This is a genomic window from Helicobacter pylori (assembly GCF_011175115.1).
Taxonomy (GTDB): Bacteria; Campylobacterota; Campylobacteria; order Campylobacterales; family Helicobacteraceae; genus Helicobacter; species Helicobacter pylori_DF.
Genome location: NZ_SHOW01000001.1, coordinates 407,749 through 427,193, shown reverse-complemented (window position 1 = coordinate 427,193; position 19,445 = coordinate 407,749). Strand labels below are relative to the sequence as shown.

18 protein-coding genes and 1 tRNA gene are annotated in these 19,445 nt (G+C 39.4%); 7 read left to right on the top strand and 12 right to left on the bottom strand.

The features are described from left to right. Nucleotides 1–11: 11 nt before the first annotated feature. Both lspA and glmM read right to left on the bottom strand, forming a co-directional pair. On the bottom strand, nt 12–485 hold the full coding sequence (gene lspA, locus EXS92_RS02005; protein WP_165515391.1) for a signal peptidase II: 474 nt from the start codon (nt 483–485) through the stop codon (nt 12–14). After that, a complete protein-coding gene (glmM, locus tag EXS92_RS02000; protein ID WP_165515390.1) occupies nt 479–1,816 on the bottom strand; it encodes a phosphoglucosamine mutase in 1,338 nt (445 codons plus the stop codon). The genes lspA and glmM overlap by 7 nt, the downstream gene beginning before the upstream one ends. Before the next feature lie 89 nt (nt 1,817–1,905). Between glmM and rpsT the strand changes: the two genes are divergently transcribed. Beyond that, the gene (rpsT, locus tag EXS92_RS01995; protein ID WP_001273611.1) at nt 1,906–2,175 is read left to right on the top strand and encodes a 30S ribosomal protein S20; all 270 of its coding nucleotides are present in this window, start codon (nt 1,906–1,908) and stop codon (nt 2,173–2,175) included. A gap of 123 nt (nt 2,176–2,298) precedes the next feature. Then, entirely contained in the window at nt 2,299–3,357 is a 1,059-nt protein-coding gene (gene prfA / locus EXS92_RS01990) for a peptide chain release factor 1 (protein ID WP_101007699.1), read from the top strand. Between the two features lie 5 nt (nt 3,358–3,362). Here the strand turns inward: prfA and EXS92_RS08070 are convergent, their stop codons facing one another. Next, nucleotides 3,363–3,485: a hypothetical protein gene (locus EXS92_RS08070; RefSeq protein WP_269558139.1), complete on the bottom strand. Its 123-nt coding sequence runs from the start codon at nt 3,483–3,485 to the stop codon at nt 3,363–3,365. Nucleotides 3,486–3,757: 272 nt separating this feature from the next. Between EXS92_RS08070 and EXS92_RS01985 the strand changes: the two genes are divergently transcribed. Together EXS92_RS01985 and EXS92_RS01980 are read left to right on the top strand one after the other, a co-directional pair. Further along, nucleotides 3,758–4,525 (top strand): outer membrane protein, encoded by a 768-nt coding sequence (locus EXS92_RS01985; protein WP_120980166.1) that lies wholly within the window; start codon nt 3,758–3,760, stop codon nt 4,523–4,525. A gap of 249 nt (nt 4,526–4,774) precedes the next feature. Continuing rightward, a complete protein-coding gene (locus EXS92_RS01980; RefSeq protein ID WP_165515389.1) occupies nt 4,775–6,547 on the top strand; it encodes a dentin sialophosphopreproprotein in 1,773 nt (590 codons plus the stop codon). A gap of 378 nt (nt 6,548–6,925) precedes the next feature. Here the strand turns inward: EXS92_RS01980 and EXS92_RS01975 are convergent, their stop codons facing one another. From EXS92_RS01975 to fabD, 9 genes are all read right to left on the bottom strand, one after another. After that, nucleotides 6,926–8,947 (bottom strand): methyl-accepting chemotaxis protein, encoded by a 2,022-nt coding sequence (locus EXS92_RS01975; protein ID WP_165515388.1) that lies wholly within the window; start codon nt 8,945–8,947, stop codon nt 6,926–6,928. Between the two features lie 159 nt (nt 8,948–9,106). Continuing rightward, the gene (rpsI, locus tag EXS92_RS01970; RefSeq protein ID WP_001227269.1) at nt 9,107–9,496 is read right to left on the bottom strand and encodes a 30S ribosomal protein S9; all 390 of its coding nucleotides are present in this window, start codon (nt 9,494–9,496) and stop codon (nt 9,107–9,109) included. Next, entirely contained in the window at nt 9,493–9,918 is a 426-nt protein-coding gene (gene rplM, locus EXS92_RS01965) for a 50S ribosomal protein L13 (protein ID WP_000167675.1), read from the bottom strand. Before rplM ends, rpsI begins: the two co-directional genes overlap by 4 nt. Nucleotides 9,919–10,272: 354 nt before the next feature. Beyond that, nucleotides 10,273–10,461, bottom strand: a complete 189-nt coding sequence (locus EXS92_RS01960; RefSeq protein WP_001123739.1) for a DUF5408 family protein — start codon at nt 10,459–10,461, stop codon at nt 10,273–10,275. 6 nt (nt 10,462–10,467) lie between these two features. After that, a complete protein-coding gene (locus tag EXS92_RS01955; protein ID WP_033776733.1) occupies nt 10,468–11,820 on the bottom strand; it encodes an FAD-dependent oxidoreductase in 1,353 nt (450 codons plus the stop codon). 53 nt (nt 11,821–11,873) lie between these two features. Next, nucleotides 11,874–13,247 carry a C40 family peptidase gene (locus EXS92_RS01950; RefSeq protein WP_165515387.1) on the bottom strand — a complete coding sequence of 458 codons (1,374 nt, stop codon included), beginning with the start codon at nt 13,245–13,247 and terminating at the stop codon, nt 11,874–11,876. Between the two features lie 19 nt (nt 13,248–13,266). Next, nucleotides 13,267–15,324, bottom strand: coding sequence for an RNA polymerase sigma factor RpoD (rpoD, locus tag EXS92_RS01945; protein ID WP_165515386.1), 2,058 nt, complete (start codon nt 15,322–15,324; stop codon nt 13,267–13,269). Nucleotides 15,325–15,521: 197 nt separating this feature from the next. After that, on the bottom strand, nt 15,522–16,217 hold the full coding sequence (locus EXS92_RS01940) for a 5'-methylthioadenosine/adenosylhomocysteine nucleosidase (RefSeq protein ID WP_165515385.1): 696 nt from the start codon (nt 16,215–16,217) through the stop codon (nt 15,522–15,524). Nucleotides 16,218–16,227: 10 nt separating this feature from the next. Next, on the bottom strand, nt 16,228–17,157 hold the full coding sequence (gene fabD / locus EXS92_RS01935) for an ACP S-malonyltransferase (RefSeq protein WP_165515384.1): 930 nt from the start codon (nt 17,155–17,157) through the stop codon (nt 16,228–16,230). Nucleotides 17,158–17,284: 127 nt separating this feature from the next. On the opposite strand from fabD, the gene EXS92_RS01930 reads away from it, so the two are divergent. The 3 genes from EXS92_RS01930 to EXS92_RS01920 all read left to right on the top strand — a co-directional run bounded on the left by EXS92_RS01930 (nt 17,285) and on the right by EXS92_RS01920 (nt 19,430). Then, nucleotides 17,285–17,376 (top strand) — tRNA-Ser (locus EXS92_RS01930). Nucleotides 17,377–17,594: 218 nt separating this feature from the next. After that, nucleotides 17,595–18,602 carry an HTH domain-containing protein gene (locus EXS92_RS01925; RefSeq protein ID WP_165515540.1) on the top strand — a complete coding sequence of 336 codons (1,008 nt, stop codon included), beginning with the start codon at nt 17,595–17,597 and terminating at the stop codon, nt 18,600–18,602. Nucleotides 18,603–18,605: 3 nt separating this feature from the next. Continuing rightward, nucleotides 18,606–19,430: a DNA-methyltransferase gene (locus EXS92_RS01920; RefSeq protein WP_165515383.1), complete on the top strand. Its 825-nt coding sequence runs from the start codon at nt 18,606–18,608 to the stop codon at nt 19,428–19,430. The last annotated feature ends 15 nt before the right edge of the window (nt 19,431–19,445 follow it).

Sequence of the window (19,445 nt, the reverse complement as noted above, 5' to 3'; positions counted from 1 at the left end):
AAAAAGGGCAATTATGCCTTAATTTTGTTTTGTTTTTGCTTAAAAAAGAATTGTCTTAACAATAAAACGCCTACGCCCACATCTATCATCACATCAGCGAAATTAAAAATAGCAAAATCAAAGCCATAATGATAATACATATAATCCACCACGCCCCCATGCACAAACCGGTCTAAAACATTAGAAACCCCAGCGCCAAACACCATGCCAAACTCTATCGCATGGGTTTTAAAAAGCTCAATTTGGCGTATCAAAAAGATAAAAAGCCCTAAAATCAAAAGGATTTGCAAGTATTTCAAACCCCCCTCTAAAAAACTGAGCAAGGAAAACGCCACGCCTTTATTGAACACTAAAACAATATCTATAACCAAACTTTCATAGCGAAACCCCTCTAAAATAGCGTATTTAATCGCTTGATCCACGCCAAAAATAAGAAAAAAAACCCCTATAAAAATCAATAGGCTTTTTTGGGTGGTTTTTAGCACAAATGCCCTTCAAAAAACTCTTTTAATTCTTGCATTTTGGATTCTAAAAGTTTTTCATCTTTGGCTTCTAAAAGGATTCGTAATTTGTTTTCAGTGCCACTATAGCGGATCAAATGGCGGATTTCTAGCTTGTCTAATTCTTTTAAAAGAGCGTTATAACCTTTCAGGCTTTCTAAAGGAGGCTTTTTTTGGACATTCAAATTCACTAGGTTTTGAGGGTATAATTCAAAGGGGTTTAACGCAACAGAGCTTACCTGTTTGCTTTCTAACACTAACGCGCTCACTTGCAAAGCGCACACCAAACCATCGCCTGTTTTAGCGTAATCGCTAAAAATGATATGCCCGCTTTGTTCGCCTCCAAAATTGGCTTTATTCAATTGCATGCATTCGCTCACAAACTTATCCCCAATCGCGCAATGCTTCAATTCCAAATCTTGGGATTTTAAGTATTCTTTAAGGGCTAAATTGCTCATGCTCGTAGCGACAATTGCTTGAGAAGAAAGGGCGTTTTTAGATTTTTGATAAACCCCTAACACCCCTAAAAGTTTATCCCCATGCACGATATTCCCTAAATTGTCCACCACCACTAGCCTATCGGCATCGCCATCAAAAGCAAAGCCCAGATCCGCGCGGTATTTTTTCACTTCCTGGCTCAATTGGTTGGGGTGTAAAGCCCCGCATTGCTCATTAATGTTACACCCGTTAGGCTCATCATTAATCACTAACACATCAGCCCCAAGCTCGCTAAAAACGACTGGAGCCACCTTATAAGCCGCACCATTAGCCGTATCTAGCACGATCCTTAAACTCTGTAAATTCAAATGTTTGGGGAAAGAGTGTTTTAAATGCACGATATAGCGCCCTATGACATCATCTATCCTTTTAGCGCTACCGACGCTTTCGCCCACTTTATAGCTAGAATGCAGTAATTCCTCATCATGAAAGATTTCTTCAATCGCTTTTTCTTCTTCTTCTTTAAGCTTATAACCATAAGAATTGAAAAACTTAATGCCATTGTCTTCAAAAGGGTTGTGGCTCGCGCTTATCATAATGCCCGCATCACAGCGCATGTCTTCGGTTAAAAACGCAATCGCAGGGGTAGGCATAGGCCCTATTTGAATCACATTATAGCCTATGGAAGTTAAAGCGCTCACTAAAGCGTTTTCTACCATATAGCCGCTTTTTCTGGTGTCTTTACCGATTAGAATTTTATTCGTTTGAGAATGTTTTTTAAAATACAATCCGGCAGCAACGCCCAAACGCATCACAAACATGGGGGTGAGTTTCACCCCTGCTTTACCCCTCACGCCATCAGTCCCAAAAATTTTCATCGTTATAAAATACCTTTTAAACTATTTTTAATCAATTTTTAGATAGAATTATGCCAAATTTTACATTACAAAGGGATTAAAACAAGGCTATGGCAAATCATAAGTCCGCAGAAAAGCGAATCAGACAGACCATTAAAAGAACCGAACGCAACAGGTTCTATAAAACTAAAATTAAAAATATCATTAAAGCCGTGCGTGAAGCGGTCGCTATCAATGATGTAGCAAAAGCTCAAGAGCGTTTGAAAATCGCTAATAAAGAGTTGCATAAATTTGTCAGCAAGGGGATTTTAAAGAAAAACACCGCTTCTAGGAAAGTCTCAAGGCTTAACGCTTCAGTGAAAAAAATCGCTCTCGCTTAGTTTTGGGGCGTTTTTGACTTCTTCAAGCTCAGTAGTGGGTTTTTATTATTGGGCTTCTTTTTAAGTTTTGCGTTTTTTAGATTGTTGTATTTTTTATTCACATCTTTTTATAGGTAGTCTTGCATGTCTATTCTAGCTGAAAAGCTTTCTTCCATTCTCAAACGATACGACGAACTCACGGCGTTGCTTTCTAGCGCTGAAGTGATTAGCGATATTAAAAAACTCACCGAATTGAGCAAAGAGCAAAGTTCCATTGAAGAAATTTCCATAGCGAGTAAGGAGTATTTGAGCGTTTTAGAGGGTATCAAAGAAAATAAGGAGCTTTTAGAAGACAAGGAATTGAGCGAACTGGCTAAAGAAGAGTTAAAAATTTTAGAAATCCAAAAAAGCGATCTAGAAACTGCCATTAAGCAACTCCTTATCCCCAAAGACCCTAACGACGATAAAAACATCTATTTAGAGTTAAGGGCCGGCACAGGGGGCGATGAAGCGGGCATTTTTGTAGGGGATTTGTTTAAAGCGTATTGCCGTTATGCGGATTTGAAAAAATGGAAAGTAGAGGTAGTGAGCTCTAGCGAAAACAGTGTAGGGGGCTATAAAGAAATCATCGCTTTGATTAAGGGCAAGGGCGTGTATTCAAGGCTCAAATTTGAAGCAGGCACGCATCGAGTCCAAAGAGTCCCCGAGACAGAATCTCAAGGGCGAATCCACACTTCCGCTATCACAGTAGCGATCATGCCTGAAGTGGATGATGTGGAAGTTTCTATCAACCCTAGCGATTTAAAGATTGAAGTGTTTCGCGCTGGCGGGCATGGGGGGCAATGCGTCAACACCACAGACTCTGCGGTGCGCATCACGCACCTTCCCACCAATATCAGCGTGAGCATGCAAGATGAAAAATCCCAGCATAAAAACAAGGACAAAGCCCTAAAAATCTTAAAAGCGCGCCTTTATGAAAAACAAATTGAAGAGCAACAACTCGCTAACGCCAAAGACCGAAAAGAGCAAGTGGGTAGTGGGGACAGGAGCGAAAGGATCCGCACCTATAATTACCCGCAAAACCGCTTGAGCGAGCATAGAATCAATTTAACTCTGTATAGTTTAGAAGAGATCATGCTTTCAGGGAATTTAGATGAAGTGATCAACCCCTTAATCGCTCATACTCAAAGCCAGTTTGAATGAGATTTTTACACGATACGATAAAAGCGATAAAACACCCAAGCCTTTTTTAAAGATAGCCACCCGCTACTACCAAAAACCCTAACATGCTCCAAATTTTCGCCCCACAAAAACAGCGCAAGAGCTTCCATAAAATCTAGTTAAATATAATTTTAAATTCTTTATATATATAAATACATTTTTAAAAAATAAAACGATTTATTTAACCCATTCTTAACAAAAAATTCACTTTTTTGTGATATAACTCCAAAGATCAATGTTTGTAAGAGCGAATTGTATTCTGTAGAAGCGAATGTATTCAAGGACAACTCTCAAATTTTGATAGCTCCCTATATTTTTGCACCATAGCATGAATGCAATAAAAAAAGAAATTCTTAGGATTTCTCACATTAAGGAGTTTTAAATGAAAAAGGTTTTTTTAGGTATGGCATTAGCCTTTAGTGTGTCCATGGCAGAAAAAAGCGGCGCGTTTTTAGGAGGGGGGTTTCAATATTCTAATTTAGAAAACCAAAACACCACCCGCACCCCAGGCGCTAACAATAACACCCCAATAGACACTTCAATATTTAGCAGCAATCAAGTAGCTCCAGCCCAAGAAGTGCCAAGCGTGATCAACACCAATAATTACGGGCAAATGTATGGGGTAGATGCGATGGCAGGGTATAAGTGGTTCTTTGGCAAAACCAAACGCTTTGGCTTTAGGTCTTATGGATACTACAGCTATAACCATGCGAATTTAAGCTTTGTGGGGAGCCAGCTTGGAATCATGGAAGGCGCGTCTCAAGTGAATGACTTCACTTATGGCGTGGGCTTTGATGCGCTCTATAACTTCTATGAAAGTAAAGAGGGCTATAACACAGCAGGGTTGTTCTTAGGCTTTGGGTTAGGAGGGGATTCGTTTATCGTCCAAGGAGAGAGCTACTTGAAATCTCAAATGCGAATTTGCAACAACACCGCAGGCTGTTCAGCGAGCATGAACACGAGCTATTTCCAAATGCCTGTTGAATTTGGTTTCAGGAGCAATTTCTCTAAACACAGCGGGATTGAAGTGGGCCTTAAATTGCCTTTATTTACCAACCAATTCTATAAGGAAAGGGGCGTAGATGGATCGGTGGATGTGTTCTATAAAAGGAACTTCTCTATCTATTTTAACTACATGATCAACTTCTAAGCCTTTCTCTTCTTTCCAATAGAGGGTTTTCTCTCTGTTGATTTCTTTTTTCTTTTTTTTGCGGTGTTTGTTTTGTTGTGTTGGGGGTTAGGTTTTTGTTTAAGAAAGTTTTTTAAAACTAAAGAAGCGCTTAAAACAGAACCTTTTGTTTTTTAGGTTTTATTTTTTACTTTGGCTTGTTTTCAAAAGTCATTTTGATTTCTAAAAATAGTCTATAATGCTTTCAACAGATATTTTTTAAGGTTATAAATGAAAGCTATAAAAATACTTTTTATGATGACACTCAGTTTAAACGCTATTAGCGTGAATAGGGCGTTGTTTGACTTAAAAGATTCGCAATTAAAAGGGGAATTAACGCCAAAAATAGTGAATTTTGGGGGTTATAAAAGCAGCACCACAGAGTGGGGAGCTACGGCTTTAAACTATATCAATGCGGCTAATGGCGATGCGAAAAAATTCAGCACGCTAGTGGAAAAAATGCGTTTTAACTCTGGCATTTTGGGGAATTTAAGAGCGCATGCTCATTTAAGGCAAGCCCTAAAATTGCAAAAGAATTTGAAATATTGCCTTAAAATCATCGCTAGGGATTCTTTTTATAGTTACCGCACCGGTATTTATATCCCATTAGGCATTTCTTTAAAAGATCAAAAAACGGCTCAAAAAATGCTCGCTGATTTGAGCGTGGTAGGGGCGTATCTTAAAAAACAACAAGAGAATGAAAAGGCTCAAAGCCCTTATTATAGGAGCAACAACTATTACAACTCTTACTATAGCCCTTATTATGGCATGTATGGCATGTATGGAATGGGCATGTATGATTTTTATGACTTTTATGATGGCATGTATGGATTCTACCCTAACATGTTTTTCATGATGCAAGTTCAAGATTACTTGATGTTAGAAAATTACATGTATGCGATCGATCAAGAAGAGATTTTAGACCATGACGCTTCCATCAACCAACTTGATACGCCTACTGATGATGACAGAGATGATAAGGACGATAAATCCTTACAGCAGGCTAATCTCATGAGCTTTTATCGTGATCCCAAATTCAGCAAAGGCATTCAAACCAACCGCTTGAATAGCGCTTTAGTCAATTTAGACAACAGCCGCATGCTCAAAGACAATTCGCTTTTCCACACTAAAGCCATGCCCACTAAAAGCGTGGATGCGATAACTTCTCAAGCCAAAGAGCTTAACCATTTAGTGGGGCAAATCAAAGAAATGAAGCAAGACGGGGCGAGTCCTAGTAAGATTGATTCGGTTGTTGATAAAGCTATGGAAGTGAGGGACAAATTAGACAACAATCTCAACCAATTGGACAATGACTTAAAAGATCAAAAAGGGCTTTCAAGCGAGCAACAAGCTCAAGTGGATAAAGCCCTAGACAGCGTGCAACAATTAAGCCATAGCAGCGATGTGGTGGGGAATTATTTAGACGGGAGTTTGAAAATTGATGGCGATGATAGAGACGATTTGAATGATGCGATCAATAACCCTATACAACAACCTGTGCAACAAACGCCTATTAACAACATGGACAACACCCATGCGAATGACAGCAAAGATCAAGGGGGTAACGCGTTCATAAACCCTAACAGCACCACTAACGATGATCACAACGATGATCACATGGACACTAACACCACTGACACCGGCAACGCAAACGACACCCCCACTGATGATAAAGATGCTAGCGGCAACAATACCGGCGATATGAATAACACGGATACCGGCAATACGGACACTGGTAACACCGATACCGGTAACACTGATGATATGAGCAACATGAACAATGGCAACGATGATACGGGCAACGCTAATGACGACATGAGCAACGACATGGGCGATGACATGAACAACGCGAACGACATGAACGACGACATGGGTAATGGCAACGATGACATGGGCGATATGGGGGACATGAACGACGACATGGGTGGCGATATGGGAGACATGGGGGATATGGGTGGCGATATGGGAGACATGGGGGATATGGGTGGCGATATGGGGAATTGAGATTAAACCCCAACATCAAAGAGTGATAGCCGAAACTTAATATTTTTATTTATAATTCTTTTAAGGGGGATACTTTGGCGATGAATACCCCTTTAACCCCAACTAACTCCCTTTAAGAACGCTTTTAAAAATCCAACCAAAGCTTTTTATCATCAAACTAGCGCAAAAAACTCCGTCCTTTAGGGTGCAAGATGTAGCGCTTAGGCTATATTCAAGCTAACAAAATACCTCTAATCTTTTTAGGTTAGGGAATGCCCATGCAGACTTTAAAGAGCCTTTCGCATTAGCGTTCGTTAGGGTGCTTTAGTTAAAAAAACCCCTTGCTTTAGAAAAAGGGGGCGGTTTTATATTTTAGACGCTCAAAATTAAAAGCAGAAATTAAAATTTCTTCTTGCTCACGTCTTCTAAAATATCTTGGGAGATCCCATCAATTTTAGTGCTGACTTGTAAAGAATCATTAGCGATAGTCAAATTATCTTGCACATCTTGTTGCAAGGCGTTAATGGAGTTGTGGATGTTTTCTACGCCCTTGTTTTGCATTTTGATAGACTCAGCGTTATCGGCAATGCTTTGAACAAGAATATTAATATTGGCTTCAATCTCGCTGAGCGATTTTTGCGTCCTTTCAGCGAGTTTCCTCACCTCATCAGCCACCACCGCAAAGCCTCTGCCATGCTCGCCGGCTCTTGCGGCTTCAATAGCGGCGTTTAGGGCTAATAGATTCGTTTGATCGGCAATATCTCTAATCATATCCACCACGCTTTTAATGTCTTCGCCTTGAGAGATCATCTCTTGGCTTTTAGAATCAATTGTTGTGATAATATTAGTGATTTCTTCTAAGGATTGGGTGGTGTTTTTCAGGCTCCTTTCTTGCTTGTGAGCGGTTTTGGTTAAGTTATCCACGCAAGTTTTTAAATCTTTGGATTCATGATTGAGCGCGTTCGCAAACCCTAAAGAAGCTTTAAGCATGCTAGAAATTTCTTGCCCTAAAGTGTTGAGCGCTTTTTCCATGTTGGCTTTGGGGTTTTGGATGTGGTGGGTGAAATCCAGGTTTTTATAATGCTCTAGGGCGTTGTTTAGGGCTTCAATATTGGCGCCAATTTGGTTGCGGAAATACTGGATAATGCTATTAATCGTGTTTCTTAAAGCTTGCAAATCTTTATTTTTAGGCACGCATGCGATTTCTTGCGTGAAATCCCCACTTTCCACAAAATTAGCCACTTCAATGCTGTTTTGAATGGCTTTATTATCGGCTTGAATGTTTTCTTGGGTTTTAAGGATGTTTTCATTGATAGAAGCTTGCATTTGCCCGATTTCATCATAAGCGCTTGGGGGCGTTAGGCTTATGGCGTGGTTATTTTTGGGGTTATTAAGCAAGTTGAAAAAATCATTTAGGGTGTTATTGACCCTACTGATGCGTTTGGTTATGAGACTGGAAATGATGATAAAGACTAAAAGGGCTAACACCAGCACGCCTAAAATCAAAGTGGTGATGATAATGTATCTGGTGTTTGTCGCTTCTTTAAAGACTAAAGATTTATTGACATATTTCCCAATTGCCCAACGCCACTGATTGCCGTTATCCCCTTTTTCTTCAAAAAAATCAAAGGGCTGTATGGCTAAAAAGGTTTCTGTATTCCCGCTCAATGAATGGTAGCTCAAAGTGCCCGCTTCGTTTTGATTGTAATACTCCACAGCTTTAGCGACTCTTTTATCCGGATTGATAGCGCTTAAAATCTTATCTTGGATCTCACGATTAGGGTTGATTAAAAGCCTGCCGTCTTTCCCCATTAAAAAGGTGTTGCTCTTTTTCTTGCCTACCACATCTGTATAAAAAGCGTCAATGTTTAAAAAGAAGTTTAAAGTGCCTATAATATTTTGATTTTTATCCTTTAAGGGGAAGGTAATATCCATGCCATAGATTTTATCGCCATCAACCTCTTTATAATAGGGATCTGAACGGGTTGTCTCTTTGAGCGAATGGATTTGATTGATCATGTTTTCATTGAGCACAATACTAGGGTAAGCGATTTTTGAATGGATTTTAATAGCGCTAATCGCTCGTTTGTCATCGTTAGCATAAAGAGCGCTAATCAATAACACATGAGGGTTTGCTAATAAAAACTCAGAGAGCATGCGCTTTTTTAGGGTGTCATTGATAGAGCCATTTTCATCGCTTAAGAATTTTTCAAGGGTGTTAGCGCCCATAAAAATACGCTTCATAATGCCTTGAATCTTAAAACCGACTAACTGAGCTTTTTTTTGCAACAATTCCGTGGCTTGGCTTTGCAACACGCTTTCAACCTTGTGGTTGATAATAAAGCCCATAATAGCGCTAATCGCTATAACGACCGCGCACACCATCACCACAATCTTAAAACCAATTTTTGTAGATTTCATTCCCTTTGCCCTTTTAAAACGAATTGATAGAGAATGATTATTATACATTATTTTGAAACTTTAATAAAACAAGAGAGAATAAAAAGCAGAAAATAAAAGAGAGCCAAAGCCCTCCAAAGCCCCCAAAACTCCCCCAAAGAAGAGAAAAAGAAATAAAAATTACCTTTTAGAGAATTGCGGGCTTCTTCTGGCCTTTCTTTTACCATATTTTTTGCGTTCAACCACCCTTGAATCCCTAGTGAGCAAGCCTTTAGGTTTTAAAATGGCTCTAAAAGCAATATCATAAGCGTTCAAGGCTTTAGAAATGCCATGCCTTAAGGCTTCCGCTTGCGCTGAGTAGCCCCCACCAAAAACCACCGCTTTAATATCCACAGATTGCTCTTGTTTGGTTAAAAGTAAAGGTTGCATGACTTTCATTTTAATGGCTTCATGCCCGCCCAACCATTGATTCAAGCTCTGCTCATTGATACTCAATTCGCCTTTACCCGGAGTGAGCCACACTTTAGCGATAGCGGTTTTTCTTTTACCGGTAGCATAGATTTTTCTCATTTAGCGTCCTTTTTGCTAGTTTGTGCGGTGTGAGGGTGCTTGTCATCACGATAAACTTTGAGTTTTTTAATCATCGCTTTCCCTAATTTCGTTTTAGGGAGCATGCCCCTAACGGCTAAGTGGTAGAGCTTTTCGGGGGTTTTTTCTAGCATTTCTTGGAGAGTCTTGCTCTTGGTGCTGCCAAAATAGCCTGAATGGGTAAAATACTCTTTATCCTCTAATTTCATGCCTGAAAATTTAACCTTATTGGCGTTGATAACCACCACAAAATCCCCACAATCCACATTAGGGGTGTAAAAAGGGCGGTGTTTCCCTCTTAAAAGCACAGCGATTTCAGTGATCAAGCGGCCAAAAACTTTGTCCTTAGCGTCTAAAACGACCCAATCACGAACGATGTCATTGACTTTAGCAGTCTTTGTCATAAGAATCCTTTGATAAAATTAAAGCACTCATTATAAGGAAATAAACTTAAATATTGCTGAATTTAAGCGTAGTTTAAAGTTTAAAAATAGGGTTTTTTAAAAAATTTGTTTGATTGCTTTTGATTTTATGGTCAAACTCATTTCTTAAGTAAAACGCATTTTTTTTAAAAGAATAGGGGGGTATTTTACAATAGCCCTCCCCTACAACCCCCAACTAAAAACCCCCTAACCCCAAAAGACCGCTTTTTAAAGAGGCTATCACTTGCTTACGCAAGCTATTTTATTGTATTTATTTTAAAAAATGCCTTTAAGCTTTTTTTAATTTTGTTACTCATGCTTAATAAGCCAAAGCTTCTATTTTTGCCCTTGATTGAGCCTTTCTTCTATCTTTTTGATTTGTTGGCTCATTTGAGCGCTCGCGTTGATTTGATTGATGAGCATGTAAAGGTTTATCATCATCAAAAGCACCACCACAATCCCTAAAAAAAACACGATTTGAACGGCCTTTTTAGCGATTTCTCGGGCTTCTTGTTCTTTTGGCATGCGTTTTTAATTTTCCAATTCTTCTGGGGATAAATCTTTATAAAAGCGTTCTAATTCAAAGCTCTCGCCCAAATACGCAGCGATTTCTTGGGAATCCACAAGGGCGTTTTGCAAGCAGCTCGTCGCGCCTGGAGAGGGGGTCATGTTAAAAGTGATGCCTTTATGCGTGCAAATCTTTTTTTCGCCTAATTCCAGCTTTCGCTTGGTTCTGTCTAAAACTTGCGGGCGCACTTCGCCAAAACCATGAGCGTATTCTAAATCTTCTAGGCTAAGAGAGGGGATGATTTTTTGAGCGTCTTTTAAAAATTTCTTTTTACCGATAACGGGCAATTCAAAAACCATGTTTTTAAACACATAATTACGGATTTCTTTATCGCTCATCAAATCAAACGCGATCTTAAACACATCTTTATTCAAATCCATTTTTAGTAATTCCAAGCTAATGCCCTTAAGCCAGCATTTGTTGCGCTCTAATTTAGGCATCGTTAAAGCGGTAGGCCCGATGCGCGTTTTACCCTTAATGACGGCATCAGGGTCGCCATGCACGGCTGCAAAAGGGAGTTTGGGGTTTTGAACGGTATAAACCTTGCCCCTTAATAAATTAGGCACAAAATAAAAGCTACCCGCCACAGGCAAGCACCCTAAATCCAAGCCATAACCCATGCTCTGAGCCAAAGGCAAAGCGTAAGAGCCGGCATTGACTAGCACGAATTTAGCATACACTTCTTCAGCGTCTTCAGAAATTAAGGCGTAAGTGTCGTCTCGTTTTTCAATCTTTTTCACTTTAAAATTCAAAAACACCTGGTTGTTAGGCTTTAATTTTAAAGCTTCTTCAACGAAGTTTTCGCTCAACTTCGCAAAATTCATGGTGCTCCAGTCTTTTTGATAGCCATGACCGATAATGTTTTCATGCCTGTCTATCCCATTAGCCCCTAAAATCACATTAGGCTCTAATTCTTTAATCTTTTGTTTGTCAAATTCTTCTAGCCCCACAAAGATTTCTTTAAAGGATTCGTAGCGTTTTTTCATGAACTCGCATTCTTCATCGCCCACGCCTATGGCCATTTTTTGGGTTTCAAAGATCACTTCATTTTGCAAGCCTTTATTGAGCGCGTATTGTCTGGTCTTATAAGCACTCAAACGCACTTTTTTAGCTTTTTCTGGAGTGTAATTCGTTTCAATAGAGCCATCATGAATGGTTTGCGAATTAGCCTTAGCGCTGGAGCTGATTTGAGCTAATTTAGAGCATTTTTCCACAATAGCCACGCGCTTTAAAGAGCTGTATTCGCTCAAAGTATAAAAGGTCGCACACCCTGAAACCCCACCTCCAATAATGACAGCATCAAATTCCATACTCATTGTCTTTCTCCAAATGTTTTAAATTAATGAATCGTAATCATAGTATAAGAAAATCAATTCGCATTCAAAGGGCTTGAAGTTTTATGGACAAAATCTTTCAAATCGCTCATTCCAAGCACCCTATCAATCAATAATTTCTTTTTAGAAAATGCCCCATTATGTTCTTCTGCTAACCATAATGAAGTGATCACCACGCCTCCTATTTTATGGCTCAAGGTTTTAAAATGCTTTTGGGTTTGCACCGACCAAATGCTGTGAGCGACTATCGCTTGATGGTTGTGTGTACCTAAATAGAGCATGATATGCCCTTTTAAATAGATGAGCGTTCCAAAAGGCGTGGCGTTTTTAAGGATGTAGTCTTCTTTTTCTTTGGCTTTCATAGAGCTTAAATCCACATAATTGTTCGCATAACGGCTTTGCGCGTAGGAATTTCTGGGGAGCAAAATACCAAAATTAGCAAAACTATCCCTAGTGAAAGCCGAGCAATCCCTATTGCCCAATAGCCCACCCCAGCCGTATTTTTGCCCTAGCATGGTGTCTATAAAATACGCCATGTTCTCGCTGTTAAAAGCTTTAGGGAAAACAAAAAAATCCTTTTCTTCTAAAATCACGCTTTGTAAAGTTGCATAGCCCTTAGCGTCCCTCAAAAAACCATAGGCTTTTAATTCCTTTTTTGGGGATTTTTCAGGCGTTTTTTGACTTTGGGGGATGAGAGCGAACAATTCGCCCACTCTAGCATTGGTGTAAAAATCCCCATAGTCTGTATAAAGGGGGATTTTATCTTTTATAGGCATGACATAATCTTTAAGATGAATTAAAAGCTCTATGTCTTTATCATGCATGTAGGCTAAATCGCTAACTTTGATCCAACCATAAACAAAACTGCTTTGAATGTGGGCGTAAGTTTTATCCGTGTTGAAATGCGTGATTAAAACCGGTGTGCCTTGAAAAATCAGCGAATTTTGATACCTGTCAAAAGGGTAGCCTTTTTGAGAGAGGTAAAAAGGCTTGTTAGTGGGTACAGCCCTCACATCGCTATCTCGCACCACCACAGCCTTAATCTTAGCACTAGGGTAATGCTCAATATCCATGCTCTTAATAAGCTCATCATTGAAGGCTTTTGCGTTGGGTTTTAGATCTTCGCCATAACCGGTGGATTTATTCATCTCCTTAAGGATCCAAAACACTTCTTTTTTATTGCTTTTGACTTTCGCATCTAGCCATGGGGAATACCACGCTTTGAGATAGCTCTCTTTTAGATTTTCTCTTAACGCTTGAGGGTCGATGCTTTGGTTATTGTTACTGCCATTTTGAGAGCTTGCAAGATAGCTTGAAGCCTCTTGGGGCAAGGATAAATCTTTGAGCGTGAAATCCTTTTTCATGCAACCCACAAATAAAAACAAGAAAACTACAAGAAAGTAACGCATGCTTTAGAGAACCTCAACATCAAATGCGCAAATAATTTCTTAAAATGCGCCCGTATTGCGGGCTTCTCAATTTTTTGATCGCAGAGCTTTCAATCTGGCGCACCCTTTCTCTAGTAACATTCAATTCCTTGCCGATTTCTTCTAAAGTCCGATCGCTTTCATCGTCTAAAAGCCCAAAACGCATGCGGATCACCGCTTTTTCTCGCTCGTTCAACTGATCCAAAACGCTTTCAATTTGGGCTTTCAAATCTTCTCGCATGATGTGATCAATGGAGCTAACGATATTTTTATCTTCCACGAAATCCCCAAATTTGCCGTCATCATCATTGCCGACTGGGGTTTCCAAACTGATAGGCTCTTTAGTCACCTTAATCACATTCTTCACTTTATCTAAGGAAAGCCCCACTTCTTCAGCCACCACTTCTAAATCAGGCTCTTTGCCGGTTTCTTGAATGTGTTTGCGCATGACTTTATTGATGCGATTAATCGTGTCAATCATGTGAATGGGGATGCGGATAGTGCGGGCTTGATCGGCTATGGCTCTGCTGATAGCCTGCTTGATCCACCAGGTCGCATAGGTAGAAAACTTGAAGCCCTTTTCATGTTCAAACTTATCCACCGCTTTCATCAAGCCGATATTACCCTCTTGAATCAAATCCAAGAAAGGTAAGCCTCTGCTCGTGAATCGTTTAGCGATGCTCACTACCAACCTTAAATTGGATTTAGCCATTTTGTTTTTAGCACGATCGGAAATCAATTTCCCTCTTTTGATTTGCTCTAAAATTTCTTTTAGCTTGTTAGGGTCTAAATCAAAGCCTTCTTCGCTCGCTTCTTTAGTCAAAAAAAGCTTTTTAAGATCCATATACACGCTCACCATAGTCGCTTCTGGCACTTGAGCGATAATATCTTCTTTAGTCATGTTAGTGATATTAGCAAGGATTTTTTTATGGTTTGCGATTAGGGTGTCATTGAATAAGGGCAGTTTGTATTCCAAGCGTTTCAACTCTTTTTCAAACCCATCGCCGCTTTTTAAAGTGGTTTCCATCGTTTTGACTAATTCATTAATCAGTTTGCTGGTAGGTTCTAAATCATAGAGTCTGTCTTTGAGCGTTTGGCGTTTGTAAGCTAGGGTCAATGAACGCACTAACTCGTCTTCTTTTTCATCTATGGGGGCTTCAAGGGCTTTAAGCCATTCTTTTTTAGCCTTGTCTAGGGCTTTAAAACTCTCTTGGACTTTTTCAACGCGCTTCTTGTCTTTTTCGGAAACGACTTTTTTCCTTTCTTCGTTTTCTTCGTCTTCTTCGCTGTCATCATCTTTTTTAGGATCACTCACGCTATTTTCATCGTCATCATCAAAGCTCCTAAAAAGCTCTTTAACCCTTCTTTCACGATTGATTAAAGCGTCTTTATACGCATAGATAAAATCAATCAAATACGGCACTGAACAGATCGCGTCTAAAATAATGTCTTCACCCAAGCGGATTTGCTTGCTTAATTCGATCTCTTCATCTTTGCTTAAAAGTTTTATATCCCCCATTTCACGCAAATACATGCGCACTGGGCTATCGCTCCTGCTCCACTCTAAAAAATCCTTTTCTTTCAAAAAGTCATAGCCATCTTCTAATTCTTCATCTAAAACTTTTTGCTTTTCTTCGGTGTTTTTAATCTTGTCAATCGCATTGAGTTTTTTAGCGTATTCTGAAGAGCTGACTAATTTTTTTTGGTATTTTTGGCACAATTCTTTGATTTTTTTGATTTGGGCTAGAGTGGGGACTTTCGCGCTGATTTGAATGATGGACTCATAAGAAACGCAATCGCTTAAGGAATTAGCGAATAATTCTTCTAACGCTTCATTAAAACTAAGCTTTTTAACAGGAACAGGTTCTTTCGCTTTAGTTTCTTTGACTTTGCTCTCTTTGGTTTTAACTTCTTTAATTTTGCTCTCTTTGGCTTTATTGTTTTCTTTAGTTTTATTTTCCTGTGCGGCTTCTACTTTGGCTTCCTGTTTAGCTCTTTTGGGGGCTTTTTCTTCGTTAGCTTTCTTTTTCATTGGACACTCCATAAAATAAGAACCCATGCTTTCAATCAAAAGCTAGGTCTATAAGATAAGATACACCTATTCCTATTTTATTTTACTAAAAGATAGCTTAAATTCTAATTATATTATTGGAATTTTTCCTCGCTTTATATCAATATTCATCACAAAATGTAAAAAATACTAAAAAGCTTTTTTACATTCCACCCCTCCATCCCGCCACTCTATAAAAACAAACCCTAAAGCTCATCCACCATGCTTTTTAAAAATTTCGCTGAAGTGTGAGCGCTTTTTTCTAAAAATTCATCAAAGCTCATGTTAGCTTCCTCATCAGCGTTATCGCTAATGCTCCTTAACACGCAGCATGGCACGCCAAATTTTTGGCACACAAACGCCACACTCGCCCCCTCCATTTCCACCGCGCTCGCCTTAAACTCGCTAACTAAAAACTCTTTCCTTTCTTTGCTATGCACAAACTGATCGCCTGATGCGATGACGCCCTCTTTGAGCACGATGTGTTGCTCATTAGCGATCTTTTTAGCCAAAGCGTTCAAACTTTCGCTCGTTTCAATAAAAATCGCGCTTTCTGGGATGAACCCTAAAGGGTGCTTAAACGCGCTCAAATCCACATCATGCTGGACCAATTGAATAGCCACTAACAAATCATTGATTTTTAAGTCTTTGACTAAGCTTCCAGCCACCCCGCTAAAAAGCACCTTTTGAACGCCAAACGCTAAAATCATGCTCGTTGTGGTTAAAGTGGAATGCACCTTGCCAATCTTGCTATAAGCGACAATGATTTCCTTGTTACGATAAACGCCTTTATGGAAAACATTCCCCCCTAAAGGGATCTCTTCAAAACCCACGCCAAACAATTCTAGTATAGGGGTTATTTCTTCTCTCATCGCCCCTAAAATGCCAATTTTTTGCACCATTTTCTCCCCATCACACGTATTCTTCTAAAAATTCAATGGCTTCATCAAGCCCCTTATTATCCCCTACGCTTATGGTGGGCTTGTTGCTTAAGCGCTTGTTAAGTCCTTTTAACACGCTCCCACAGCCTAATTCAAAAAAGACACCCACTCGGTCATTGTTAGATTTCACGCAGTCTTGATAACGCACCGGCTGAGTGAGTTGCAAGCTCAATAATTCAACGGCTTTTGCTTTGTTGTGATACGCTTCGTTAGTCGCATTGGAGATGATTTCAAAATGGAATTTATCTTTCAGGCTTTTTTCTAGCAATTCCTGGAATTTAAAAATCATAGGCTCTAAAAAAGGGCAATGGCTCGCCACGCTCATTTCTAAAAAAACCACTCTTTTAGCTCCCATTTCCTTTAAAGTCGGCTCTAGGGCTTTCAAATCGTCTTTAACCCCAGCTAAAACCACTTGCATGCCGCCATTGAAATTCGCGCACCACACGTTTTTGGTTCTTTGACACAAACTCAAAAGGCTTTCTTCAGAAACGCCCAAAACGACCATCATGGACGCGTCTTTATTCGCGCACGCTTCTTGCATCATTTTGCCTCTTTGGTGCGTGAGTTTAAGGGCTTTTTCAAAATCTAGTGCCCCGCTCAAAGACACCGCGCTCACTTCGCCGAGCGAATGCCCTAAAGCGAAAACGGGTTTTAACCCCCCATTTGCTTGCTTGTTGAGTAACTGATAAGCGATATAGCTCACTAAGTAAATGGCAGGCTGGGTGTAAGCGCTCTCTTTTAAAAGCTCGTTTTCTTCAAAAAGCGTTTTTTTCATATCCACTTTAAGCGCGTTAGAAGCCCTTTCAAACAATTCTTTAGCTAGGGTGTGGCTCTCATAGAACGATTTCCCCATTCCTATACATTGCGAGCCTTGCCCTGGAAATAATAGCGCGTATTGCATGGTTATCCTTTAAATTTTATTAATCCATAATTTAAAATTGTAATATAAAAGCCCTTAGTTTTGTTTAGAAACCATTAAAGTTTAAGGTTTATTTTAACTTATTTTTACTATAATTCTACTTTTTGAAGGACAGGTGGGTGAGTTGGCTGAAACCACATCCCTGCTAAGGATGCGTAGCCGTCAAGGTTACCGAGGGTTCGAATCCCTCCCTGTCCGCCAGCCTTTTTGCCTTTAAAAACTTTTTGTTTAGAATGTATTAACGAGACACCATAGTTTCTAAGCATTCCTTTTACGACACTCCTTTTACAGATTTTACAAATACAAATTTTAGGTTGGGTGAAGAGAGACACCCAGCCTAACCCTATAAGGGTTGCGGTATTTTCAAACATTTTGAGTATAATCGTTTCTGCTCATAACCACAAAAAAGAAAGAACATGATTTTTTATAGAGAATTAGCTAAAAAAGTTTTAGAACAAGCAGAGAGACCTTTGAGCGTTAAAGAAATTTTTGAGAAAGCTTGTGAAATGGGATTGGATAAAGAACGCACAAGCATAGGAAAAACACCTTGGTCCACAATTGGAAGTGATCTTGGTCAAGACAAGAAGCAATTTTATGTTGCACACAAACAAGGAAAAGCCTATTTTTATTGGCTCAAATCTCGCGAAAGAGAATTTCCTCCACAAGAAACCTCAAACGCCAAAGAAAAAGATGATGGACAGAGCGGGTGTTTAGATGCAGCCAAAAAACAAGAAGTCTCTTTTAACGAAAGGGATTTACACCCACTGCTTGTGAAATTCCTCAGCGAAGATCCAAAATTCAGGCTCCTATGCAAAACCATCTATCATGAAAAGTGCCAAAAAGACAAACAAGGCAAGTGTGAGTGGAATTATCCTGACATCGTGGGCGTGTATTTTCCCTATGATAAAGATCTTAAAAGTAAATATAAAGAACAAACTTTGAAATTTTTACACCATACCGGTCAAAAAAGACACAAGCTTTTTTCCTTTGAGCTTAAAAGAGAGCTTAGTCTTTCCAATTTAAAAGAGAGCTATTTTCAAGCGGTGAGCAATTCTAGCTGGGCTAATGAGGGGTATTTGGTAGTAAAAAATATTAAAGATAAAGATAAAGATGATATTTTAGGTGAATTGGGACGACTCAACCAAAGCTTTGGTATAGGGGTGATCAAGCTAGAATCTGGGATCTCAAACTCCAAAATCTTGTTTTCAGCTAGAGAAAGGGAGGTTGATATACCCACACTCAACATGCTTATAGAACAAAGTCCGAAGGATTTTAAGCCTTTTATGGAAAAGATTAACAAGCAAATTGAAAAAGGACTTGATACGGCAGTGGATATGGAGAAGTTTTTTGATCCAGTGCTTGATGATGAAGCAATGCAAAAACACATTGAAAAACACATTGAAGATAAAGGCATTAAAGCAGAATAAAAAATGGGAGCGCCTTATCTTTCTCGCCCCATTTTTAAAAGTGCAGACGAGCTTTTTACTCTTTATCAAGGGGATTGTAATGAGGTGTTGCCCCAATTTGAAAATGCTTTTGATTTGATTTTTGCCGATCCGCCTTATTTCCTTTCTAATGGCGGCTTAAGCATACAGAGCGGTAAGATTGTGAGCGTCAATAAAGGCGATTGGGATAAAGAAAATGGGATTAACGATATTGATGAGTTTAATCACCAGTGGATAAACAACGCCAAAAAGGCTTTAAAAAACACAGGAAGCCTTTTAATCAGCGGGACTTACCACAATATCTTTTCTTTGGGGCGCATTTTACAAAAATTGGATTTTAAGATTTTAAACCTCATCACCTGGCAAAAAACCAACCCTCCCCCAAATTTCAGCTGCCGTTATTTGACGCATTCGGCTGAGCAAATCATTTGGGCGAGGAAAAGCCGCAAGCACAAGCATGTTTTTAACTATGAGATTTTAAAAAAGATCAATAACGATAAACAAATGCGTGATGTGTGGAATTTCCCAGCGATCGCTCCTTGGGAAAAAATTAATGGCAAGCACCCCACTCAAAAACCCCTCGCTTTGTTGGTGCGCTTGCTTTTAATGGCGAGCGATGACAATTCCCTCATTGGCGATCCTTTTAGCGGGAGCTCCACCACAGGCATTGCGGCTAATCTTTTGAAGAGAAAATTTATTGGCATAGAAAAAGAAAGCGGATTTATCAAAATATCCATGAACAGAAAATTAGAATTAGACGCTCGCTATAAAGAAATCCGATCTAAAATCAAAGATTTGAATTTCCAATAAGCCCTTTTAAGCCGC

Bases quoted from the DNA above. Each gene is read 5' to 3' on its own strand.
- EXS92_RS08070 (WP_269558139.1), bottom strand. From the start codon at position 3,485: ATGGAAGCTCTTGCGCTGTTTTTGTGGGGCGAAAATTTGGAGCATGTT.
- EXS92_RS01920 (WP_165515383.1), top strand. From the start codon at position 18,606: ATGGGAGCGCCTTATCTTTCTCGCCCCATTTTTAAAAGTGCAGACGAG.
- rpsI (WP_001227269.1), bottom strand. From the start codon at position 9,496: ATGAGAAAAATCTATGCTACCGGTAAAAGAAAAACCGCTATCGCTAAA.
- EXS92_RS01975 (WP_165515388.1), bottom strand. From the start codon at position 8,947: ATGAAATCTACAAAAATTGGTTTTAAGATTGTGGTGATGGTGTGCGCG.
- EXS92_RS01955 (WP_033776733.1), bottom strand. From the start codon at position 11,820: ATGAGTATGGAATTTGATGCTGTCATTATTGGAGGTGGGGTTTCAGGG.
- prfA (WP_101007699.1), top strand. From the start codon at position 2,299: ATGTCTATTCTAGCTGAAAAGCTTTCTTCCATTCTCAAACGATACGAC.
- EXS92_RS01940 (WP_165515385.1), bottom strand. From the start codon at position 16,217: ATGGTGCAAAAAATTGGCATTTTAGGGGCGATGAGAGAAGAAATAACC.
- glmM (WP_165515390.1), bottom strand. From the start codon at position 1,816: ATGAAAATTTTTGGGACTGATGGCGTGAGGGGTAAAGCAGGGGTGAAA.
- rpsT (WP_001273611.1), top strand. From the start codon at position 1,906: ATGGCAAATCATAAGTCCGCAGAAAAGCGAATCAGACAGACCATTAAA.
- EXS92_RS01950 (WP_165515387.1), bottom strand. From the start codon at position 13,247: ATGCGTTACTTTCTTGTAGTTTTCTTGTTTTTATTTGTGGGTTGCATG.
- EXS92_RS01960 (WP_001123739.1), bottom strand. From the start codon at position 10,461: ATGCCAAAAGAACAAGAAGCCCGAGAAATCGCTAAAAAGGCCGTTCAA.
- EXS92_RS01980 (WP_165515389.1), top strand. From the start codon at position 4,775: ATGAAAGCTATAAAAATACTTTTTATGATGACACTCAGTTTAAACGCT.
- fabD (WP_165515384.1), bottom strand. From the start codon at position 17,157: ATGCAATACGCGCTATTATTTCCAGGGCAAGGCTCGCAATGTATAGGA.
- EXS92_RS01985 (WP_120980166.1), top strand. From the start codon at position 3,758: ATGAAAAAGGTTTTTTTAGGTATGGCATTAGCCTTTAGTGTGTCCATG.
- rplM (WP_000167675.1), bottom strand. From the start codon at position 9,918: ATGACAAAGACTGCTAAAGTCAATGACATCGTTCGTGATTGGGTCGTT.
- rpoD (WP_165515386.1), bottom strand. From the start codon at position 15,324: ATGGGTTCTTATTTTATGGAGTGTCCAATGAAAAAGAAAGCTAACGAA.